The sequence below is a fragment of the Sphingobacterium sp. Ag1 genome (assembly GCF_000988325.1).
GTDB lineage: Bacteria > Bacteroidota > Bacteroidia > Sphingobacteriales > Sphingobacteriaceae > Sphingobacterium.
Window position 1 is genome coordinate 35,012 of sequence record NZ_LBGU01000033.1, and the last position, 20,343, is coordinate 55,354.

At 38.8% G+C, this 20,343-nt stretch carries 17 protein-coding genes and 3 tRNA genes; 13 read left to right on the forward strand and 7 right to left on the reverse strand.

What is annotated here, in order from left to right:
* Positions 1-7 precede the first annotated feature (7 nt).
* The 4 genes from AAW12_RS08495 (at position 8) to AAW12_RS08510 (ending at position 3,590) form a co-directional block, all read left to right on the forward strand.
* Entirely contained in the window at positions 8-841 is an 834-nt protein-coding gene (locus AAW12_RS08495; RefSeq protein ID WP_046673196.1) for a glucosaminidase domain-containing protein, read from the forward strand.
* Between the two features lie 70 nt (positions 842-911).
* Positions 912-1,664 carry a hypothetical protein gene (locus AAW12_RS08500; RefSeq protein ID WP_231585235.1) on the forward strand — a complete coding sequence of 251 codons (753 nt, stop codon included), beginning with the start codon at positions 912-914 and terminating at the stop codon, positions 1,662-1,664.
* 22 nt (positions 1,665-1,686) lie between these two features.
* The gene (locus AAW12_RS08505; protein WP_046673198.1) at positions 1,687-2,724 is read left to right on the forward strand and encodes a DUF3078 domain-containing protein; all 1,038 of its coding nucleotides are present in this window, start codon (positions 1,687-1,689) and stop codon (positions 2,722-2,724) included.
* A 77-nt stretch (positions 2,725-2,801) separates the two neighbouring features.
* Entirely contained in the window at positions 2,802-3,590 is a 789-nt protein-coding gene (locus AAW12_RS08510) for an N-acetylmuramoyl-L-alanine amidase (protein WP_231585236.1), read from the forward strand.
* Between the two features lie 25 nt (positions 3,591-3,615).
* Here AAW12_RS08510 and AAW12_RS08515 read toward each other — a convergent pair whose 3' ends face one another.
* The 6 genes from AAW12_RS08515 to AAW12_RS08540 form a co-directional block, all read right to left on the reverse strand.
* The gene (locus tag AAW12_RS08515) at positions 3,616-5,331 is read right to left on the reverse strand and encodes a sodium:solute symporter (RefSeq protein WP_046673200.1); all 1,716 of its coding nucleotides are present in this window, start codon (positions 5,329-5,331) and stop codon (positions 3,616-3,618) included.
* A 94-nt stretch (positions 5,332-5,425) separates the two neighbouring features.
* Entirely contained in the window at positions 5,426-5,635 is a 210-nt protein-coding gene (locus tag AAW12_RS08520) for a hypothetical protein (RefSeq protein WP_046673201.1), read from the reverse strand.
* 7 nt (positions 5,636-5,642) lie between these two features.
* The gene (locus AAW12_RS08525; RefSeq protein ID WP_046673202.1) at positions 5,643-8,096 is read right to left on the reverse strand and encodes a PIG-L family deacetylase; all 2,454 of its coding nucleotides are present in this window, start codon (positions 8,094-8,096) and stop codon (positions 5,643-5,645) included.
* 659 nt (positions 8,097-8,755) lie between these two features.
* Positions 8,756-9,010 carry a DUF6952 family protein gene (locus AAW12_RS08530; RefSeq protein ID WP_046673203.1) on the reverse strand — a complete coding sequence of 85 codons (255 nt, stop codon included), beginning with the start codon at positions 9,008-9,010 and terminating at the stop codon, positions 8,756-8,758.
* On the reverse strand, positions 8,991-9,305 hold the full coding sequence (locus tag AAW12_RS08535) for a thioredoxin family protein (protein ID WP_046673204.1): 315 nt from the start codon (positions 9,303-9,305) through the stop codon (positions 8,991-8,993). The genes AAW12_RS08530 and AAW12_RS08535 overlap by 20 nt, the downstream gene beginning before the upstream one ends.
* An 84-nt stretch (positions 9,306-9,389) precedes the next feature.
* Complete coding sequence (locus AAW12_RS08540; protein WP_046673205.1) at positions 9,390-10,022, reverse strand: peroxiredoxin; 633 nt, start codon at positions 10,020-10,022, stop codon at positions 9,390-9,392.
* Between the two features lie 288 nt (positions 10,023-10,310).
* Here AAW12_RS08540 and AAW12_RS08545 point away from each other — a divergent pair.
* The 3 genes from AAW12_RS08545 to AAW12_RS08560 all read left to right on the forward strand — a co-directional run bounded on the left by AAW12_RS08545 (position 10,311) and on the right by AAW12_RS08560 (position 11,545).
* Positions 10,311-10,394, forward strand: a tRNA-Tyr gene (locus tag AAW12_RS08545).
* A gap of 233 nt (positions 10,395-10,627) precedes the next feature.
* Positions 10,628-10,699, forward strand: a tRNA-Arg gene (locus AAW12_RS08555).
* 171 nt (positions 10,700-10,870) lie between these two features.
* On the forward strand, positions 10,871-11,545 hold the full coding sequence (locus AAW12_RS08560; protein ID WP_053003584.1) for a phosphatase PAP2 family protein: 675 nt from the start codon (positions 10,871-10,873) through the stop codon (positions 11,543-11,545).
* Between the two features lie 30 nt (positions 11,546-11,575).
* On the opposite strand, the gene AAW12_RS08565 is transcribed toward AAW12_RS08560, so the two are convergent.
* Positions 11,576-12,763, reverse strand: coding sequence for an MFS transporter (locus AAW12_RS08565; RefSeq protein ID WP_046673207.1), 1,188 nt, complete (start codon positions 12,761-12,763; stop codon positions 11,576-11,578).
* A gap of 538 nt (positions 12,764-13,301) precedes the next feature.
* Between AAW12_RS08565 and AAW12_RS08570 the strand changes: the two genes are divergently transcribed.
* From AAW12_RS08570 to AAW12_RS08600, 6 genes are all read left to right on the forward strand, one after another.
* A complete protein-coding gene (locus tag AAW12_RS08570) occupies positions 13,302-16,505 on the forward strand; it encodes a S41 family peptidase (protein WP_046673208.1) in 3,204 nt (1,067 codons plus the stop codon).
* A gap of 297 nt (positions 16,506-16,802) precedes the next feature.
* Complete coding sequence (locus AAW12_RS08575; protein WP_046673209.1) at positions 16,803-17,564, forward strand: hypothetical protein; 762 nt, start codon at positions 16,803-16,805, stop codon at positions 17,562-17,564.
* Positions 17,565-17,699: 135 nt separating this feature from the next.
* A tRNA-Lys gene (locus tag AAW12_RS08580) sits at positions 17,700-17,772 on the forward strand.
* A 685-nt stretch (positions 17,773-18,457) separates the two neighbouring features.
* Entirely contained in the window at positions 18,458-18,847 is a 390-nt protein-coding gene (locus AAW12_RS08590; RefSeq protein WP_156167584.1) for an ASCH domain-containing protein, read from the forward strand.
* A gap of 117 nt (positions 18,848-18,964) precedes the next feature.
* Positions 18,965-19,654: a phosphoadenosine phosphosulfate reductase family protein gene (locus tag AAW12_RS08595; RefSeq protein WP_046673212.1), complete on the forward strand. Its 690-nt coding sequence runs from the start codon at positions 18,965-18,967 to the stop codon at positions 19,652-19,654.
* Positions 19,635-20,315, forward strand: coding sequence for a hypothetical protein (locus AAW12_RS08600; protein WP_046673213.1), 681 nt, complete (start codon positions 19,635-19,637; stop codon positions 20,313-20,315). Before AAW12_RS08595 ends, AAW12_RS08600 begins: the two co-directional genes overlap by 20 nt.
* Positions 20,316-20,343 lie beyond the last annotated feature (28 nt).

The following is a 20,343-nucleotide window of genomic DNA, read 5'->3' on the forward strand; positions in this document are numbered from 1 at the left end:
GTATTGCATGAAGAAGTTTTTTTATGGCATGTTTGTATTCATGATGTTGATTACATCATGTTCAAGCCGAAGAGGTACAATATCCTCCTCTAAATCTGGCTCCAATTCAAAAACTTCTTCATCCTCTTCTGTGGGAAGGCCGACCATGGCAGGCAACGACTATATTGCTCATTACAAAGACGTGGCCGTTGCAGAAATGAATAAATATGGTATTCCTGCGAGCATTAAACTTGCTCAGGCTTTACTGGAATCCGGTAATGGTAACAGTTATCTTGCGCGTGAGGCTAATAATCATTTCGGTATTAAATGTGGCGGAGTTTGGAAAGGAAAATCCGTGACTCGTCCCGATGATAATATCAATGACTGCTTTCGTGTTTATGAAAATCCCGAACAATCTTTTCGGGATCACTCAGAGTTTCTGTTGCGACCACGATATGCGGCACTTTTTAAGTTGGATAAGAACGACTATAAAGGTTGGGCCAAAGGCTTGAAAGCGGCTGGATACGCCACCAATCCGCGTTATCCGGAATTGTTGATCGAAATGATCGAAAGATACCATCTTGATCAATATGACCGTGGTGAATCGCCGCGTGAAAAAGTTGTACGGGAAGAGACTGTACAGGTCGAGATCGTACAAAATGTACAAGAAACACCTCCTGCCGTTGTAAAAACAGAAGAAATCAAGAGCCCTGTGGCGATGCGTATTCATGAGGTTAAAGCTCAGGATACGTTATATTCGCTTAGTAAGCTATACAATGTATCCGTTGATCAGATCAAATCCCTAAACGGTCTTGCCGATGATGCCCTATCTTTAGGTCAGCTATTGGTTATATCTAAATAGTTACGCTTTAAAAGATGTTAAATATTTCGCTTTTGTACAGCGATATAGTAGTTTTACGAAAGTGATACTATTGCGATATATTTTTCTACTTATTGCCCTTGTGGGCTTTACTTCTCCACTTTTTTGCCAAGATAAAAAAGTTGAGGGTATCGTTTTTGATAAAAATACCAAACAACGTATCGGAAATGTAAAGCTGGCCAACTTACGTACTGGGGAGGTCAATTATAATACCATTAAAGGAGAATTTGTCTTTAATGCCCAGCAGGGAGATCATATTGTTGCGCTATGTAAGGGCTATTTTCCAGATACACTTCAGGTGGATAACCGTGGAGTGTTGCTGTTTCATCTGGTGCGTGAATCTTTTTATATTGATGAAGTTCAGGTTTTTGCACGCAAGACGCCTGAAGAAATTTTGAAAAAAGCGAAAGAGGATTATGAGAAGGCATATCGTCTTGCGGGGTATGGTGACGTATTTTCTGTTGGTCAAAATGGTGCTGGATTAAGCATTAATTCAATCTATAGTTTATTTAGCAAGGAGGCTAAAAGAGCACGTCGACTAACTAAAACCATTGAGAATGATTATAAGGAAAATGTGATCGATTATAAATTTACGAAAGAGCTTATCAGCAAGATTACAGGCTTAAATAGCGAAGAAGCTGAACGATTTAGAAGGATATTTAGACCCTCCTATTTCTTTATACTCGCAGCGAGTGATTATGAACTGGCGAATTATATCAAGGATTGTTATTCACGGTATCAATTGAACCCTTCGCAATATTTTATTGAGCCTTTTCCAACAATTAATTATAAATTAGTACCGTAAACAAAAAATAGACGTTTTCAGAATGAAGTTATTCAATTTTGCCGGCATAGTTATGCTTTGCCTTTCTATTACCAGCTTAAAAGCACAGGATCTGAAAGATCTTCGAGCAAAACCAGATACCGTAATTTCTGTACAGAAAGAACAACCGTTAAATATTAAAACGATTCGTCCTATAGTTCCAAAACTAGACCTGGAAGTAGACTATTGGAAACATTGGACAAAATTCGGGATAAATTTAAACCAGGCGTCATTTAATGATAATTGGAAAGGTGGTGGTGTTGGTTCTATTGCTGTAGGATTGAATGCTAATCATAAATCGGATTATACGAAGGACAATTTCAACTTTGTGACCGAAGTTGATTTGCGGTATGGAAAGATAAAGAATACCAATAATATTGCGAAGAAGAATAATGACCGTATATTTTGGGATAATAAGCTTTCTTATAAATTGTCTGCCAATTGGGCATTGTTTACGTCTGTCACATTTGAGTCGCAATTTGATGCGGGTTATAAGTATAAAACAGTTAACGGCAGAGATACAATCGACTATATTGAGAATGCTTTTATGGCACCAGCTTATCTGACAGAATCTTTCGGTCTTGAGTATAAGCCTAATAACGAATTTTCTCTACGTTTCGGTACGGGTACTGCGCGCCAGACTTTTATCTTGGATGAACGTGTTAAGCCTCGTTCTGGAGCAGGTTTTTTCGAGAAATATGGATATTATAGAGATCCTAACAATCCAAGTGCGGGTACTGGTGAACGATTTGGTGTAAAGGAAGACCGTTCTTTTGCCAATGCACTGGCATTTCAGCTAACGGGTAACTTGGACAAAAACTTCACAGATAAACTGAATGTCAAGGCTCGTTATAACCTTTTTGCTGACTACGAGAAACTTTCCAATCCTACGCACCGTTTAGATGTAACTGTAACAGCAAAAGTCACTAGAGTCATCAATGTGAACTTAAATGGTATTATGATCTATGATCCGGATGTCATTTCAAGAGTACAGTTGAGCCAGTCATTGGCGATGGGTATAGTCTATAGTTTGCCAAAATAATGTTTAGGCCTGTGTCAATAGGGATATTGCTTTGTTCATTGCTGTCTCTGGCAAGCTGCAAGTCAAAGATACAGCCGGTGGTTGCAAAACCGCTAGTGGCGTCATTTGCTTCTGCATTGGTTGTGGAAGAAAAGGTCGAAGCTAAGCCAGATACCAATTTATTGACACCAGAGGAAAGAAAGGTTGTGTTTTTACAGAAGTCTGGAAGCCATCCTTATTGGCGCCAAGAGGAGGCCATACATTATGATGTACGTAAACCTAACTTTGTCATCATTCATCATACAGCACAAGATAGTATTGGGCAGACGATCAAAACCTTTCAGATTCCAAGAACTAAAGTGAGTTCACATTATGTTATTGGCCGGAATGGGGAGATTATACAAATGTTGAACGATTATGTTCGGTCTTGGCATGCAGGGGTGGCAAAATGGGGTTCTATTGTCGACATGAATTCCTGTTCTATTGGTATCGAATTGGATAACAATGGTAGGGAGCCTTTTCCTGAGGCACAAATTAATTCATTGATGACTGTGCTTGATACCTTGAAATCGCGTTATTTAATTCCAGCAAATAATTTTATTGGCCATGCCGATATCGCTCCATCACGCAAGAATGATCCAAGCGTTTTTTTCCCATGGAAAAAGCTTGCAGAACGGGGTTTTGGAATATGGTATGATGAAGGACAGCTTGTGGCCCCTCCTGATAGCTTTAATGCGATAGACGCGCTTAAAATTATTGGTTATGACACCTCCAATTTAAAAGCCGCTATCGTTGCCTTTAAACGAAAGTTTGTCGTTCGGGATACAACCCCCGAATTGACCATATACGATAAGAGCGTATTGTACAATATCTATAAAAAATACTGAGCCTGATCAATCAGGCTTTTTTATTTTACTCAAGATCCATTTTGTCTTTAATAGACCGAGGCGCTTTCATTCCCAGCTGTAATATATAAGCGATTAACATGACAGCTACGCAGCCAATAAGATTTAACCAGAGAAAAGGAATCTTATTCATAGTCCATATTGCTATCACGATAATTTCGGAAAGAATGGCCGCAGAAAAAACAGCTTTGCCTTGGATCTTCTTCATGTAGAAGGCGACGATAAAAATCCCCAGGATAGTACCATAGAATAATGAGCCTAAGATATTGACCGCTTCGAGGAGATTGCCCAATCGGTTAGCATACAAAGCAACAATAACAGTAAATATACCCCAGATCAATGTAAATAAACGCGACCATAAAAGGTCTTGTTTTTCAGATGAATTGCGGTTAATAAATCTTTTGTAAATATCAATGGTCGTTGTTGAGGCCAATGAGTTTATAGCACTTGCCGTAGACCCCATCGATGCGAGGAAAATGACCGCTATGAGTAGCCCAATTAGGCCCTTCGGAAAGACACTTGTCACAAAAGAAAGAAAGACATAATTATTGTCGTTCGTTTCTGCTGTGGGGTTGTTCTTTTTGATTAAGTCCAAGGTCTCTTCTTTTACCGCTTGCATTTTTCCATTAAGTTGACCCAGTGAGGATCGATAATCAGCAATTCTTTTTTCATCGTCGTGATCCAATGCTGTATTGAGCTGCTGAACCACAGATTCACGTGTTTTAAATAGCTCACTATGCTTTTGTTCGAGAATCTGGTAGTCAGGAGCATATTTGCTTTCCTTGAGCTTCTTGATCTCGACCTGATTGAAAAAAATGGGCGGCTGATGGAATTGATAATAGGCAAATACCAGGACTCCAATCAATAGGATAGCAAATTGCATGGGAATTTTCATTAATCCATTCATAATCAACCCTATGCGACTTTCTTTGATCGAAGCCCCAGTCAAATAACGGCCTACTTGACTCTGGTCGGTTCCGAAGTAGGAAAGCTGTAGGAAAAAACCACCGATTAGTCCTGTCCAAAGCGTATAGTTATTATTGAGGTCAAAAGTAAAATCCAAAGCGTTGGTTTTTCCCGATTTTCCTGCAATATGAAGTGCTTTTGATAATCCAATAGACGCTGGCAGGAGATGGATAACTAATATGCCTGCTACGAGTAATGATCCAAAAATTATGCTCATCTGAAGCAACTGTGTATGAGATACGGCTTTGGTTCCTCCATAGGTCGTATAGATAACAACGAAACTTCCTATGGCCAACGTGGTCCATGTTAGATCGATATGAAGGATGGTCGATATAATTAAAGCTGGTGCAAAGATGGTAATACCCGTTGATATACCCCGTTGCATCAGAAAAAGAATGGCAGTGAGCCCTCTGGTTTTGACGTCAAAACGTTTTTCTAGAAATTCGTACGCTGTAAATACTTTTAGCTTATGAAAAATAGGGACAAATGTAATGCAGAGCACAATCATGGCCAACGGAAGGCCAAAATAGAATTGGACAAAACTCATTCCAGAAGAATAGGCCAGTCCGGGGGCGGACAAAAAAGTAATGGCGCTCGCTTGCGTCGCCATTACCGATAATCCGACGTGATACCAAGGTAAAGAACGATTACCTAGAAGATATCCATCAATATTTTTTATACCCCTACTCTTATAAACGCCATATACGAAAATAACTAAGAGTGTCAGAAATAAAACGACCCAATCTGCTGTACTCATGAATAGTGGTTCGTGAAAATGTACAGAAAAAGGATGAATACAAATAGCCAGATGACGACCAACCAGTAGATACGCTTCCAGCTATTCATCTTTCTTATCTATCTGAAGGCTTTTGGGGATAGATAACGCTATTAAAAATAGCAGCGATAATCAATCCGACAATAGCACCACCGAAGATGCTTAGAAATGTCTCGTTTGCAGTGAATCCAATTAATGCACCAAATACTACAGCAACTAAAAGAATAATTCCTTTTGCTTTGCCAGCATCTATTGAAGTGCAGTTGTTGTCAATCTGATTTTCCATTATAATATTATTTTGATTTTGATAACAAATTTACAAATAATCTGTAAGCTCCGGGAATTCCGGCAGGTAATTGTCTGAAAAAAGACAAAGATGTATAAACAAATTTACCTTTTCCATATTGCGCAATGAGTAATGAGCCATTATGTAACGGTTCGCCGGGATCCTGCAGGGTGATCGGAGTGCGGTACTTTTTATCAATATCTTCCGCAAAGTAGAGCCCCCGCTCCTGTACCCAGTGATCAAAGTCCGCTTCACTGATCTTATTTGGGTAGTTGAAAATCGGATCATTTTTATCGAAGTGCACCTTTGCAAGTTCATCCGTTACGCGGCTTCTGCCGATGCTGAAGGGATAGGGACCAAAGTTTTTTGAGATCAGCCCATTGTTTACATTGTATTGTTCTACGACTGTTCCACCCATTTTTACATACGGCAGTAGTTTGTTTTGGAGCTGCGCAATTTGTTTGTTAACATTGAATATTCGGACACCCAGAATTACCGCGTCATAGCTAGAAAGATCTGTTTTTACAGCTTGTTCGGTACTTAACACATCGACTTTGATGCCAATGGCAGCCAACGACTCCGGAATTAGATCCCCTGCTCCATGGACGTATGCCACTCGCTTTACGTCGTTGATCAGATTGATATTGCTCATTTTTATAGCGATATCTGGGAAATACACAATATTGGGGATATGCGGATAATCAATGGCTTTTATCTCTTTCAAACTTTCATTTTGCGCCAGCAGAAATCCAAGCGTATCGATAGAAGATCTCGAGGCGTTTAAGGGTTTTATGCTGATCTCTTTTGAAATTGTACGGTCGCCTTTATTAAAAGAGAGCGAAAAGGAATTGGGCGAAATTTCCCAGCCTTCAGGTAGATTAGGTGTGACATTAAAAGTCGCTGTCTCTGCCTGTCCATTTTTTTGAAAGGTTAAATTTACTTTGACGCCAGCAGCATTTTGTGTAAGTGCCAAAGGGCTGGAACTTTTAGCCGTCAACTGTGGGACGATCACAATGGGATCGTAGATTTCACCACGGACAGGATCGGTATATTTATATTTGATGGGTTGACTGAGTGTGATATTTTCTCCATTGATACGGAGCTGAAATGATACCTCTGGAACGTAGGGATTTTCGGGATAGCCGGTCAGGTTGAAATCGCTGACGTTAAATTTACCTTTCCCATGCGGTTCAATCAACCAGTAGGGTTGTGTCGTCCTGTCGGCATGTATAAGAACAGAGTCTCTGTGTAGCTTGTTGATTTGTAGTGTTTCATGAATGCTATTTCCATTTATTTGGGTCAGCTCTACGGTTACATTTGGACGTCGAACAATAATGGCATGTTCCACTTTGATCTGATCTTCCAAGGCATAAGATGGATTTTTGGCGATACTTTCGAACCAAATTCCGCCGCAGGCAAGAATTAATTTTTCAACCTCTTTTTTCTTTTCAGACTTCCAGTATTCATCATCAATTTGATCCAATGTTTTGTAAAGTTGGATCAATTCAGTAATGATCAATTCGGGCTTATCGATTTGAAATGTTTGATTGATGTGATCAATGGATGACTGGACTTTACTGCTGTTTTGCATTCTTTTCCATGAGGTGTCAACAGCATCCAAGAGTGTATTTTCTGCAGGTACGCCATCTACATATTCAAAGTATTCGATTGATGAGCCGCGTTGGCTAGCCGAACCGAAGCCTTGGCTTTTGTGTGATGAACGGCTGTGTGCGGCGATTTCACCATAAGAGGCTCCTAGAAGAGCATTGTAATCCCCGATATCTATTTTTAACTGATCTTCACGGGTATTGTTTTGACCTCCGAAATTAGCTGTATTCCAAAGGAGGCGCTTAGCTTTCCAGGGGCGTACAAATTGAAGTTGCTCTGAGAATTGATTTGGATCAGCAGCAGCTTTAAAGGCTTCGTGTGCTAGAATCGCAGAAGCTTGATGATGACCATGTCCACCCCTTGGATCGGGAGGAAAACGTGTGATGATAACATCGGGCCTAAATTTGCGGATAATCCATACGGCTTCGCGGAGAACACGCTGTTTATCCCAGAATTCGAAAGTTTCCTCTGGAGTCTTCGAGAATCCAAAATCGTATGCCGAGGAAAAAAATTGCTCACCCTTATCGATTTTTCGAGCAGCCAGTAATTCCTGCGTTCGAATCAATCCGAGTTCAATACCTTGTTCTGTTCCGATGAGGTTTTGTCCCCCATCACCTCGCGTTAGGGATAAATAGCCTGTTTTATATTTTTTTTCTTGTGCTAGCCAAGCGATTAGCCGGGTATTTTCATCATCAGGATGTGCTGCAAAATAGAGTACCGACCCCAGTACGTTCAGTTTTTCTAGATGAAGTTTAATTTCAGCAGCGTTCCACTGTGGATTCTGTGCTTTAACGATTGAAGTTGACAAGATGCCAGCCAAAATAATGATAACAGAGAGAAAAGGTCTTCGCATATTTAAAGATAAAAATTTTGATGAACAACGGATTGTTGGAGATTGTAATTTTATTGCGTGTCTTTATTATTGACAATCTTTAATTAGCCCACTTGTGACGTTGGTATATTGCTTTGACTTACGGATATTAGGCTAATTAAACTTAGGGCCATAAAAAGAAGCTAGTTTGAGTGACGATGTAAAGGGATAGATCGCTAAATATTAAAATATAGGTATAAATAAAAAACGGAAATCCCAATCAAGCTGGAATTTCCGTTTAACAATTAAAATATTTTTTCCTGAAACGAATTTTTAGAGAATAGTTATTTTGTCGCTTCGCTCCAAGTGGCAACCTTTAACATAAGTAAATATATGTAGAAAATATTTAGTTCTGTCAGATTACCTTAATTAGTTTTCCACATTGCTAAATTTTGTCAACATTTTAGCTTTTGGAAAACATATAATATAGTGGCGTCATGCGTTTAAGATGCTGCAATACAATGATATTTAAGGTAAGATAGGTTTTCCGCTACCTTCAAAAAAATCTGTATTGGTCTAAATCCAATTGCATATTTGTTTGACAAACTTCAATTGATTTTAGTTTCTATGTTTCAAATGCTCAAAAACGACAGGAACAACCTTTAAAGAAAGTTTCACACGAATATTTTTGGGGCCAAACACTATTTATCAATGGCGCCTAGAACACGCTTCATAAACATATTTAATGCGTCTTTTTTGGAGTTACCTTCTTTAATTAATTTATCTACCTCTACAGCTCCGTATAGGTTTGAAATCAATTCACCAAGAACGTCAAGTTCTTCATCTTTCAAAGGAGCTTCGGTTAAAGCTTCCAGTGTCTCGATTGTTTCCAAGACATAATCTACATCATTCTGCTCGATGAACTCTGTCAAATGCTTAATTACTGGTAGTTTCATTGAATAATTCTACTAATGCGTCTAACTTATTTGTTTGTACCTGATTGACTAATTTACCGTTTTTAAAAGCAGCGAAAGTGGGTAGGTTATTGACATTTGCTAGTTTGCGGGATTCAGGAAATTTTTCTGCATCAGCAATAACAAAAGGTACGCTATCATTTTCGCCAGCCAGTTTTTTGAATTTCGGTTTCATGATTTTACAGTTACCACACCAAGTTGCGGAGTACTGAACCATTACAATATCGTTATTGTTTACAATTTCTTGTAAATTATCGTTTTCTAATTCTTGTAACATGATTTTATTTTTAAGGTGATTGTTGGAGAAATCAACAGGAGCCGGGAAAAGCTCCTGTCGAAAAGACGCTGTGGTCTTGTATTGTTAGTGGTTAGCTAAATAATCAGCTACACCTTTTCTATCTGCGTTCATTGCATCTTTACCTTCTTCCCAGTTTGCAGGACACACTTCGCCAAATTTCTGTACGTGAGCGTAAGCATCGATCAAACGTAAGTATTCTTTAACGTTACGGCCCAAAGGCATGTCGTTTACTGATTCATGGAATACACGGCCAGTTTCATCGATCAAATATGTTGCTCTATAAGTAACTGCAGAACCTTGTGCCAATGTTCCGTATTCAGGATGTTCAACTTCTTGAACATCTAAGATTCCCAATATACTTGATAAGTTGCGGTTGGTGTCTGCCAAAATAGGATATTCAACACCTTCAATTCCACCGTTATCTTTTGCTGTGTTTAACCAAGCAAAGTGTACTTCATTTGTATCGCAAGAAGCGCCGATTAAGACTGTATTGCGTTTTTCAAACTCAGCAGCTGCTTCTTGAAAAGCGTGTAATTCAGTAGGACATACGAAAGTGAAATCTTTTGGATACCAAAATAAAAGCACTTTTTTACCTTCTTTAACTGCTTTTTCAAAAATGTTGATCTGTAAATTGTCGCCTAAATAATCAATTGCATCTACTGTAATGCTTGGAAAACTTTTACCTGTGAAACTCATAATATATCTTTCTTTTTTTTGTTGACACAAAGATACAGCAACTCGATCCAAAAAGCGAATTGATTTTACCAATACACTATCGTCAAAATCTATTATGACTAGATTATAACAATAAGTTTTTATTATAATAATGATAGGTTGATCTGATGATTAACAGACCATTTATATGTTGCTTGAAAATAAATGAATTCATACTGCGCTAGTTACAGATTTATACCCAAAAATTATTGCAGTTTTGCAAATCAAAAGCTACTTTTGCGACGTTCAATTCTAGAACAGCACAATGCTGGAGGGGTTCCAGAGCGGTCAAATGGGACGGACTGTAAATCCGTTGCTTCGGCTTCGAAGGTTCGAATCCTTCTCCCTCCACCATTTTTTCTTTTCTAAATCCAGTCTATTTTACAGGTTCTAAATTTGCGGTTGATCGTGACTATTCCATCGTACGTGAAACGATTTTGATATATATTTTGGCTATGGTCAATGTTAATCGCGTTGGCATAACGGGGCTATATAGTGGCTGCCTTTCTTTTTTAAAAAAATATAACAGGATTTTAGACTAGCTCTTGACTTATATATAAAATAAGCCTAAGTTTGGCTTCTGAAAGGGCCCCGTAGTTCAACGGATAGAATAGATGTTTCCTAAACATTTGATAGCAGTTCGATTCTGCTCGGGGCTACTGAGAAAAGCGATGGATTTCCATCGCTTTTTTTGTTTATTAATAAAGCTTTTCCTTTTCTTATCAAAATAAATAGGTAATAGAATTGTAAATTTTTAATGGAATGATTATTTTCGGATAATTATTTACAGCAATTTTACTTTTGGCCTGTAATCCGGTAATATAGATTGAATGGGAAAATTTTTATTATACCAATTTAGAAAGGTATATGCAGCTAACCCTGCTTTTTTTGCTTGCTTTGGCATTTGGATGGCCTTAATGACAGCTGTTGTCGTATTTATTCCGAAAGGAGATGCATTCCATTTTATAAATGCACATCATGCATTTTGGGCCGATATTCTTTTTACAATACAGACTTATTTTGGGGACGGTCTGTTTGTTATTGGTATTTTTATTGCCTACTGCTGTACACAGCAATGGAATTTTGCTCGAGCTATCCTCGGGACCTATATTTTCTCGGGACTGATCTGCTGTGTTCTGAAAAACCTTTTCGATGCCGATAGACCGGCAACCGTATTTCATGGAGATCCTACATTCCATGTTGTTTCTTGGTTGCGTGTAGCGCACTTTAACTCCTTCCCTTCCGGACATACAACTTCGGCCTTTGCGCTGGCGGCTACGTTAGCTATTCTCTCAAAAAATAAAGCTTTTGGTCTAACTTTATTTTTTCTCGCTGCATTGACAGCCTACTCTCGCGTGTATTTAGGACAACATTTTGTAGAAGATGTTTGGTTTGGATCAATTTTAGGAACTGGTACGGCTTGTTTTTATTTACTTGCAATGCCTTATGTCTTGAAAAATAAACGCATGTCATTTAGCACGAGATTTCTTCAGGTCAAAATTTAAATTCAGTAAGAAAATACTTTCATAGCTCGATTAGGTTTGGCTTGTATCTTTGAATAAAGATAATCGTCCAACCATTATAAACATCAATAGTCCGAAGCAGGCAAAAACACCATAGGAATAGCGTAGGCTAAAAGCTTCAGCAATATACCCAATTAAAGGAGGTCCCATTAAAAAGCCCAAGTAGCTAATGCTTGAAACCATGGCTAAAGCCACCCCAGAGGGCACATTTTTGTTCTGTCCGGCAATACTGTAGATGGAAGGAACATTGCATGCTACACCGATTCCGACCAACATGAAAGCTAGGGTACAGATGATAAATTCAGGAAAAATAACCGATGTCATCATCCCGATGAACATCAGCAGGCCACTGTACTGCAGGGTTCTTTTTCGGCCCAATTTCCGAATGACAACATCACCAACAAAACGCCCCGTAGCCATCATGATCATAAAAGAAGCGTAGCCAACGACAACAAATTTCTCTGGCGCTTGAACGATCTCTTTGAAATACACCCCGCTCCAGTCAAACATTGCCCCCTCCGTTGCCATGCTGAAAAATCCGATAATACCGAGTTGAAGTAAGCCACCTTCCGGCTTAGAGAAAAAACTACGCTTTTCCTTTTGAGGAGATTTGCCCGGTACCAAATACTTTTGGTTGATCAGTGTATTCACTGCGACAATGACTAATATGATTAAAAAATGGTAAAAGGTATTCATGCCAAAATTCATCGTTAACAGGCCTACTAGTGCGCCGGTGAAACCAGCGATACTCCAGGCCCCATGAAAAGAAGTCATTATAGATTTTTTGAAAATCTGCTCCGTTGCAACGCCCTGGGTATTAACGGATATATTGCACATATTGCCTGTTACGCCAAATAGAAATAGTATACCCCCTAGCTGCCAGGCATTCTGTGCAAAGGGGATGGAGCACAAGACCAAGGTATAAGCGATCGGTACGATACGCAAAACGGAAGCACTTCCATATTTTGTAACTAATTTTCCTGAAAGAGCCATCGTTGCAAGTTGTCCGACTGGAAGCATTAGTAAAATTGTCCCCAATTGACCCTCACTTAAGTTGAGATGAGCTTTAATAACGGGGATGCGGCTTGCCCAAGAGGCAAAAGCGATCCCTTGGCAAAAAAAGAAAAGCGATACCGCAATTCTTATGCGATTTCTTTTCTTATAAAGGTCTTCTTCTGAGTGAGTTAACGTTGCGTCCATAGTTTCTGATTTGAGGGTGCAAAGTTAAGGATAAGTATCCCATAAAAAATATAATGATTCAAAAAATATTTGAACGTTTAGGTTGCAATAAGGATACGAAATATGCCTATATTTAAATAGCATATCGGCGTGATGATAATTATATGCGCTAGTTTCGATAATTATCTTCTGTCTCAATCTTCCGGTAAGAAAATAATACGATGTGCTTTTTGAATTCGGCTAAACCTATTTATTCAATATCATATATTGTACATAATCATTCCTTGTATAGGAACCGAAAATAGACACATTTGTTTCAGTTTATTTTTATGCATACTTTAATTTAAAAAGATATTCGGTATGGTGGTCAAAAATAGGAGAGGTTTGGGCTTCCATTTCATTAGAAAATAATAGCAGTGAAATAACGGGAGGAAGTCAACAATTAAATGCTGATATAGTGAGGGAATAAAAATATAAAATTCTTCACTTTTTCATGGTAATTTGTTCAATACCTATTCTACCTTTGTATTGGCAAACAATTATTAGCCTCCTAGATAACATGATAAAGAAACTAATTTTAAGTACAGTTCTAGCCTATGCTGGAGCAACCTGTGTTATTGCCCAACAACCCACGTTTTTATCCCATCCGACTTTAAGTCCCGATGGAAAGGAAATGGTTTTCAGCTACGAAGGTGACCTTTGGAAAGTTGGAAGTCAAGGTGGTGTTGCCGTACGGCTGACAGGAATGGAAGGAAATGAGATCAATCCAAGAATTTCCCCAGATGGAAAATGGTTGGCTTTTTCAGCCAATCAAAACGGTAATATGGATGTCTATGTAATGCCCTTGGCGGGTGGAGATATACGGCAGCTGACATCGCATGATGCTTCGGACGAAGTGGACAGCTGGAGCTGGGATAGCAAATCGCTTTATTTCACATCATCGCGTTACAATAGAATGAGCGCTTATCAAGTTGCTTTGGATGGAGGTACGGCGACAAGGTTATTTCCACATGTCTTTAATTATATCAGTAACGTGGTGCCAACTCCTTCGGGAGAATTGTTATTCAATGACAGCTGGGAAGGCTATAGCGCGGCGAACCGCAAGCGATATAAAGGTGCTTTCAATCCAGATATCAAGTCTTATGATCCCAAAACAAAGGCTTTTCAACAGTATACAGATTATATCGGTAAGGATTTTTGGCCCACTGTGGACCAAAAAGGAAACATATTCTATGTGTCCGACGAAAACAATGGTGAGTACAACCTTTATCAACTAACGGGAAAGTCGAAAACCCAATTGACTTCTTTCCAAGAATCAATCAAACGTCCGTTTGTCGCAGCAGACGGTACTAAAGTTGCATTTGAAAAGGGCTATCAGCTTTATATTTATGATGTCAATGGAAAGAAAACCGTACAGCCCAACATCGCACTTAACCGCAATCAGGTGCTAGGCAAGCTGAAAGAGTTTAACATTTCAGGTAACATCAGTAATTTCGACGTTTCTCCGGACGGAAAGAAAATGGCATTTGTATCACGTGGCGAATTGTTCGTTTCGGATATTGAAGGAAAGTTTGTTCGTCAGATGCCTGGTCAGGGAGAACGTGTCATGGAGGTTAAATGGCTTAAAGACAGTAAAACATTACTCTATAGCCAAACGTATCAAGGCTATCAAAACTGGTTTTCACGCACAGCAGACGGTAAAGGTGAGGTAAAGCAATTGACACAAGATCTGCGTAACAACCGTGATATTACATGCAATGCAGATAGGACAAAAGCTGTGTACCTCAGTGGTCGTGATGAAGTACGTATATTGGATTTGACAAGTTTGAAGAGCCAAACAGTTGTTAAAGATGAAATCTGGGCATTTCAAAATTCTTCGCCCTCATTCTCCCCTGATGGAAACTATCTTTTATTCACAGCTATGCGCAATTTTGAACAGGATATCTTTGTGTATAACCTGAAAAATGAGCAAACGACTAATTTGACAAATACAGGAGTTACAGAAGCAGCACCATATTGGTCTCCTGATGGTAAATATATTTATTTTGCGAGTAATAGGACTAAGCCTTCTTATCCTACCGGTATGCAAAACTCCAGCATTTTCCGAATGGCATTGACCAACTTTGACCAACCTTACCGTAGTGCAAAGTTTGATGAATTATTTGTAACACCCGAAAAGAAAGATACAACAGTAAATAAAACTGGTACAGCTAAGAAGGAAGCTGGCGCTAAGGATAAAAAGAAAAATGATGCCGATAAGGGCAAGCCAACCGCAATACCAGTAGCCGAACCCAAGAAAGCTGGTTTGGTCCAATTGGATTTAGAAGGACTGCGTGATCGAATTGAGCAAGTGAGTCCTGCATTTGGAACACAATCTGATCCTTTGGTGATACAAAAGGGGGATAAATCCTATTTGTTCTATTCATCCAATCATGAAGGGAAATATAGTACATATCGTACCGTATATGAGTTATTTACACCAGCCAAAACCGAAAAAGTCGCTGACGGAGGCATGGAGCATTTTGTAGAGTCGGCGGGAAAATATTTCGTATTGACCCGAGGAACGATTCAGAAATACAATCTTGACTTGAATAAGCTTGATGCGGTTACAATGAGTTTTAAATTCAATCGGGATCTCGAGAAAGAGTTCAATCAAATGTTTTATGAAACATGGGCCAATCTGGAGGAAAATTACTACGATAGCAACTTCCATGGAGTGGATTGGGTTGCGATAAAAAAGAAATATGAAAAATATCTTCCAGGTATCAACGATAGGACAGATTTGCGCATCCTCTTAAATGATATGTTGGGCGAGCTCAATTCGTCGCATCTGGGTTTCAGTTCAATGGGACAGGAAGAACGTAAGCCGTTTGGTTTTGTAACGAATGAAATCGGTGTGACCTATGATTCCAGCAATCCTTACAAGATCAGCTATATTGTTCCGAATGGCCCCGCCGCAAAGAAAGAAGCTGATATTCAGGCTGGTGATATCCTCATAGCGATTAATGGAACAAAATTGAATACGCAGGCAGACCGCGATAGTTATTTTACTTGGCCTTCACTGGAAGAAGAAATTCAATTGACCTTGAATCGTAATGGCAAGGAAATTCAGACAAACATTCGTCCGGTATCAAGCGCCATGTTTAGAGACCTCCTCTACGACCAATGGATTAGAGAAAACCGAAGTCGAGTTGATCAGTTGAGTAGCAATAAGATAGCATATTCACATATGAAAAATATGTCGGATACTGAGTTACAGCGGTTCTTGATCGACATGGCCGAACAGGAGAATAACAAACAAGGGATTATTTTAGATTTACGTTATAATACAGGCGGAAATGTACACGATGAAGTTTTACGATTCCTGTCACAACGCCCTTACTTACAATGGCAATACCGAGGTGGTAAACGTGCGCCACAAAGTAATTTTGCACCATCTGCCAAGCCTATTGTTTTATTGATTAATGAGCAATCGCTGAGTGATGCTGAAATGACTGCAGCGGGCTTTAAAGCACTTAAGTTGGGGAAAATCATCGGTAATGAGACCTATCGCTGGATTATTTTTACTTCTGCTAAAGGCTTAGTCGATGGATCAAACTATCGACTTCCGTCTTGGGGATGTTATACGCTTGATGGTCAGGATCTCGAACAAACTGGAGTTGCCCCAGATATTCTTGTAAAAAATACCGTGCAAGATCGGATGGAAAATAAAGATCCGCAGTTGGAAAGAGCTATAAAAGAAATTCTTGACACTATAAAATAAAGAAGTTTGCGCTAGCATTACTTACTTTAAATAAACTGTCCAAAGTTGCAGTGCCCCCAAAAAGTTAGATACTTTCTGGGGGCATTTTTATGAACCTGATCTTCCGATTTCCGCCACATTGCCCTTCAGCGTATGATGTACTTCATTCGGGACATCCTTTCCCTAAAGAGTCAACATATAATTTCAAGTTGTATTATTAATTGCCTGTTTATCAGTATGTAGTGATTTTTTTTGCTGTTTCATTATGCAATTGTAGATTTTCCTGCATCCCTTCTCAAAATATAAAAAGGAGGCAACATGGAAAAGATTATATTACAAGTGAAGGACTCTTGCTCTGCAGATTGGGATAAGATGACGCCACAAGAACAAGGGCGTTTTTGTGGTCAATGTGAGAAGATGGTTGTAGATTTTTCACAGATGGATGATCAGGAAATTGTGGATCAAATAAAAAAAGCCGGTAGAGGGCTATGTGGTCGATTTTATGAAGATCAGTTGATGCGTGAATTGGATGTCCCTTTTTCTTTTTCTAAAAACCCTATTTGGCAAGGAAGATGGCCGGGGATCGCTGCGGGACTCTTGTTGGTTGGATCCTTGAACTTTCATGCTGCTCAAGCACAAAACAAATTGACTGGAGAAGTTGTCGTTGTCCAAACAAAAACAGAAAATGATCAGATAAAGCAGCAGGGGCAGATTAGCTCATCAACAAATGATAATTCAACATTAAAAGGAAGCCCCGATAGCACAAAAGTAAGCATAAAAGGAAAAGTAGTTTGTGCTGGAAGCGATGTAAGTATGATGGGAACAGAGGTGTCCTTAGGAAATTACCGTACGCAAGTGGATGAAAATGGAAATTTTCAACTTTGGGTACCGCAAGCTCTGTTTCGGGTAGATCAAGAGCTCCGTGCACAGATGTTAGGCTATAAAACTGTTGTGATTCCAATCAAAAAGGGGAGTAAAATACAACTGGATAAACCAATAAAAATGGAAGTTAAACCAATGATTATGGGAAAGATTGCTGTGGCAAGGAAACAAGACATTATAGAGCGAAAAAATAATTAGTTTAAATGACTTATTTGAGTCTGTTTTTTTATAAAGCAGCTGCCAAAAATCTCGCTTGAATGTCATAAAAGTCAAAAAAATATTCTTTTCCACTTGACTTTCTCTTTGGTGAATCTTACATTTGATTTATCGAATGACTTCGTAGCTCAGTTGGTAGAGCAACAGACTCTTAATCTGTGGGTCCTGAGTTCGAGCCTCAGCGGGGTCACAAAAGCGTTGAAAAATTAAGTTTAAATACTTGAATTTCAGCGCTTTTTTATTTAGTTGAAAATAACTGCACACGTTTTTGCACACAGTGTTAGCAAGAACATTGTACTATATATTTATAAATGCATATATTTGTCTTATGGAGTTAAAAGAATTTTTGAATAACAATCCAATCTTAGTAAAATCGGAATTAGCGAAACAGATGTATCCAAATCTTTCGACTAACGTTGCTCGGAACAAACTTCAAAATAAACTTGGGGGCGTAGAGTCCGGGACCGGTACACAACGAATTTTGGATAGCGATTTAGAATCCGCTAAGAATGTTCTTCGAGAGTTACGGAATAACATTAATGAATTCATTGAAGAATAGTTATATATTATAATTTGCATATATAAATATTGATTTGTACTTTCGTGAAGGTAACACACACAAAGTATGAAAACACAAATTATAAGCAGCCCTTATTTTTTGGCTGATCGGCCATTTAGTTCCAGGCAACTAAAATTTAATCAAAATGCCTATCCCCTCTTGCGCGCGTATCTTACGAATTTGCAATCTCTAGTTACATTTAGACAACGGCTATAATAGCGATAGAAAATATTTTCGATCATTCATTGATCTTTATAAATCCAATATAAAAGAGGCTTTAGGGTAAATTTGGACTTTAAAGCCTTGCTTAATTTTTATGATGGCAAAAACGCAAAAAATACCTATCCTCATTATCAAGGAAGAATATTTCAATGAAATACTTGCTGGTACTAAGAAAGAGGAATACAGAAGTCTGAGTGAGCATTATTTCAAAATGTTCAGCACTAAAAATGAACAGGGTGAATATGCCCATTTGAAAGAGATCAAAGAAATCATTTTAGCGGTTGGATATTCGACAAATAGAAAGACGATGAGAATACAACTCAAAGACATCTATATTGTTGAATTTTGGAATGATATTCCTGAAGGATTTCAAAAAGGTGATGAATGTTTTGTTCTGGAATTAGGCGAGGTATTAGAAACTAATTTTAATACTTCCGAACATGGCAGAAACAGCAGAACAACGAAGACGAAGCGCAAGGCCTAGGTATCAAATTCGTAGGTCCAACAGTGGTGTTACAACTGTCACACCATCAAATGCAGCGGCAAGACGAGATTCTAGATCTCAAGACAGTGGTTTTAGGCGAGTGCGTAGATAATTTGCATGAGTTCGCCTATCACCATATTGAAACAAATTCGTTCAGTAACAAGCGAGATTATCCTATTCAGCTCTTTGAATGGGAAAGACTCTATTTTGCTTACTGATTTGTGTTGTAAGGTCTTTGATCGAGTGGTAAGCGTTTACCTCTACACGGTCAAAGACCTTTCTCATATAGAAGCTTTCAAGAAAGCCCATAAAGCGCGTTATAAAAATATAACTTTCATTGATCGGCCGCACTTTGCCTTGTATGGATATCAAAAGCAAAACTATTTGGGTTATACTGGTGGTGAGCAATTGAAGCGACGCACTCTGTCACAGATCGCCAAAGATGTAAAAAAGGAAACTGGTATTGAATGGGCGTGTTTCGGCTTTAAGCGAACCGACGGTCTGCAGCGCCGATTGATGATGATGGGGTTGGAAAAAGAGGGCGCCCCTGGATATAATGCAAAAACAAAAAATGTCTACCCGATTGAAAATTGGAAGAACGGACATGTACTGGCTTACATTGATAAAATGAAATTGCCGAGACCGACTGTATATGATCCTAGGCATCAATCTCAAGGTGTAACCCCGGGGGATATCAATTTTCTCCTTTGGTGTAAACGGCATTCCCCAGAAGATTATAGAAAGGTCTTAAATGAATATCCGGAAGCGGAAGCAATAGTATTTGAATATGAGTACGAACAAGCATAAATCATCGGAACCAATAACGCTAAAAAGATCACAGATCACACTAGCGCATTATAATCCAAGGAAAATATCAGCTGAAGCTAGAAAGCAGCTAAAGGCTAATATCAAACGACTCGGAATGATGGGCGGTGTAATTTGGAATGAAGCAACAGGCAATCTCGTTGGTGGTCATCAAAAGGTTTCAATCCTGGATGAGATCAATAAATATCCGGCAAACGATTACGATATCACTGTAGAAAAAGTAAATTTAACAGACAAAGAAGAAAAAGAGCAAAACATATTTCTCAACTCTAAATCTGTTCAAGGTGAATTCGATAGCGATCTAATGGCCAATATCATCACAGACATCGATCCTATTTTGGCTGGATTGGATGAATATGATTTGACAATGCTATCGCTTGATACGCCTAGTGTTGACTTCACTGACATCATTAAGAAAGCTGATATGCTAACGCCGCCTTCTGCCCCGCTGACAAAAGAAGAAGTTAAGGCAAAAAAGGAAAAATACAGCCAGGAAGTTGATGAAAAATGGGAAGGCGAACCAACCGTCATACTATCGTTTGATAGTTTCCAGAACAAAGCTGAATTTATGGAAGCCCTTGGAAAAGATCTATACGACAAGATAATCAAGGGTGAAGAGGTTGCAGAGCGCATTTTTAGTTAAAAATTTGGCTAGATATATATCAAAAATT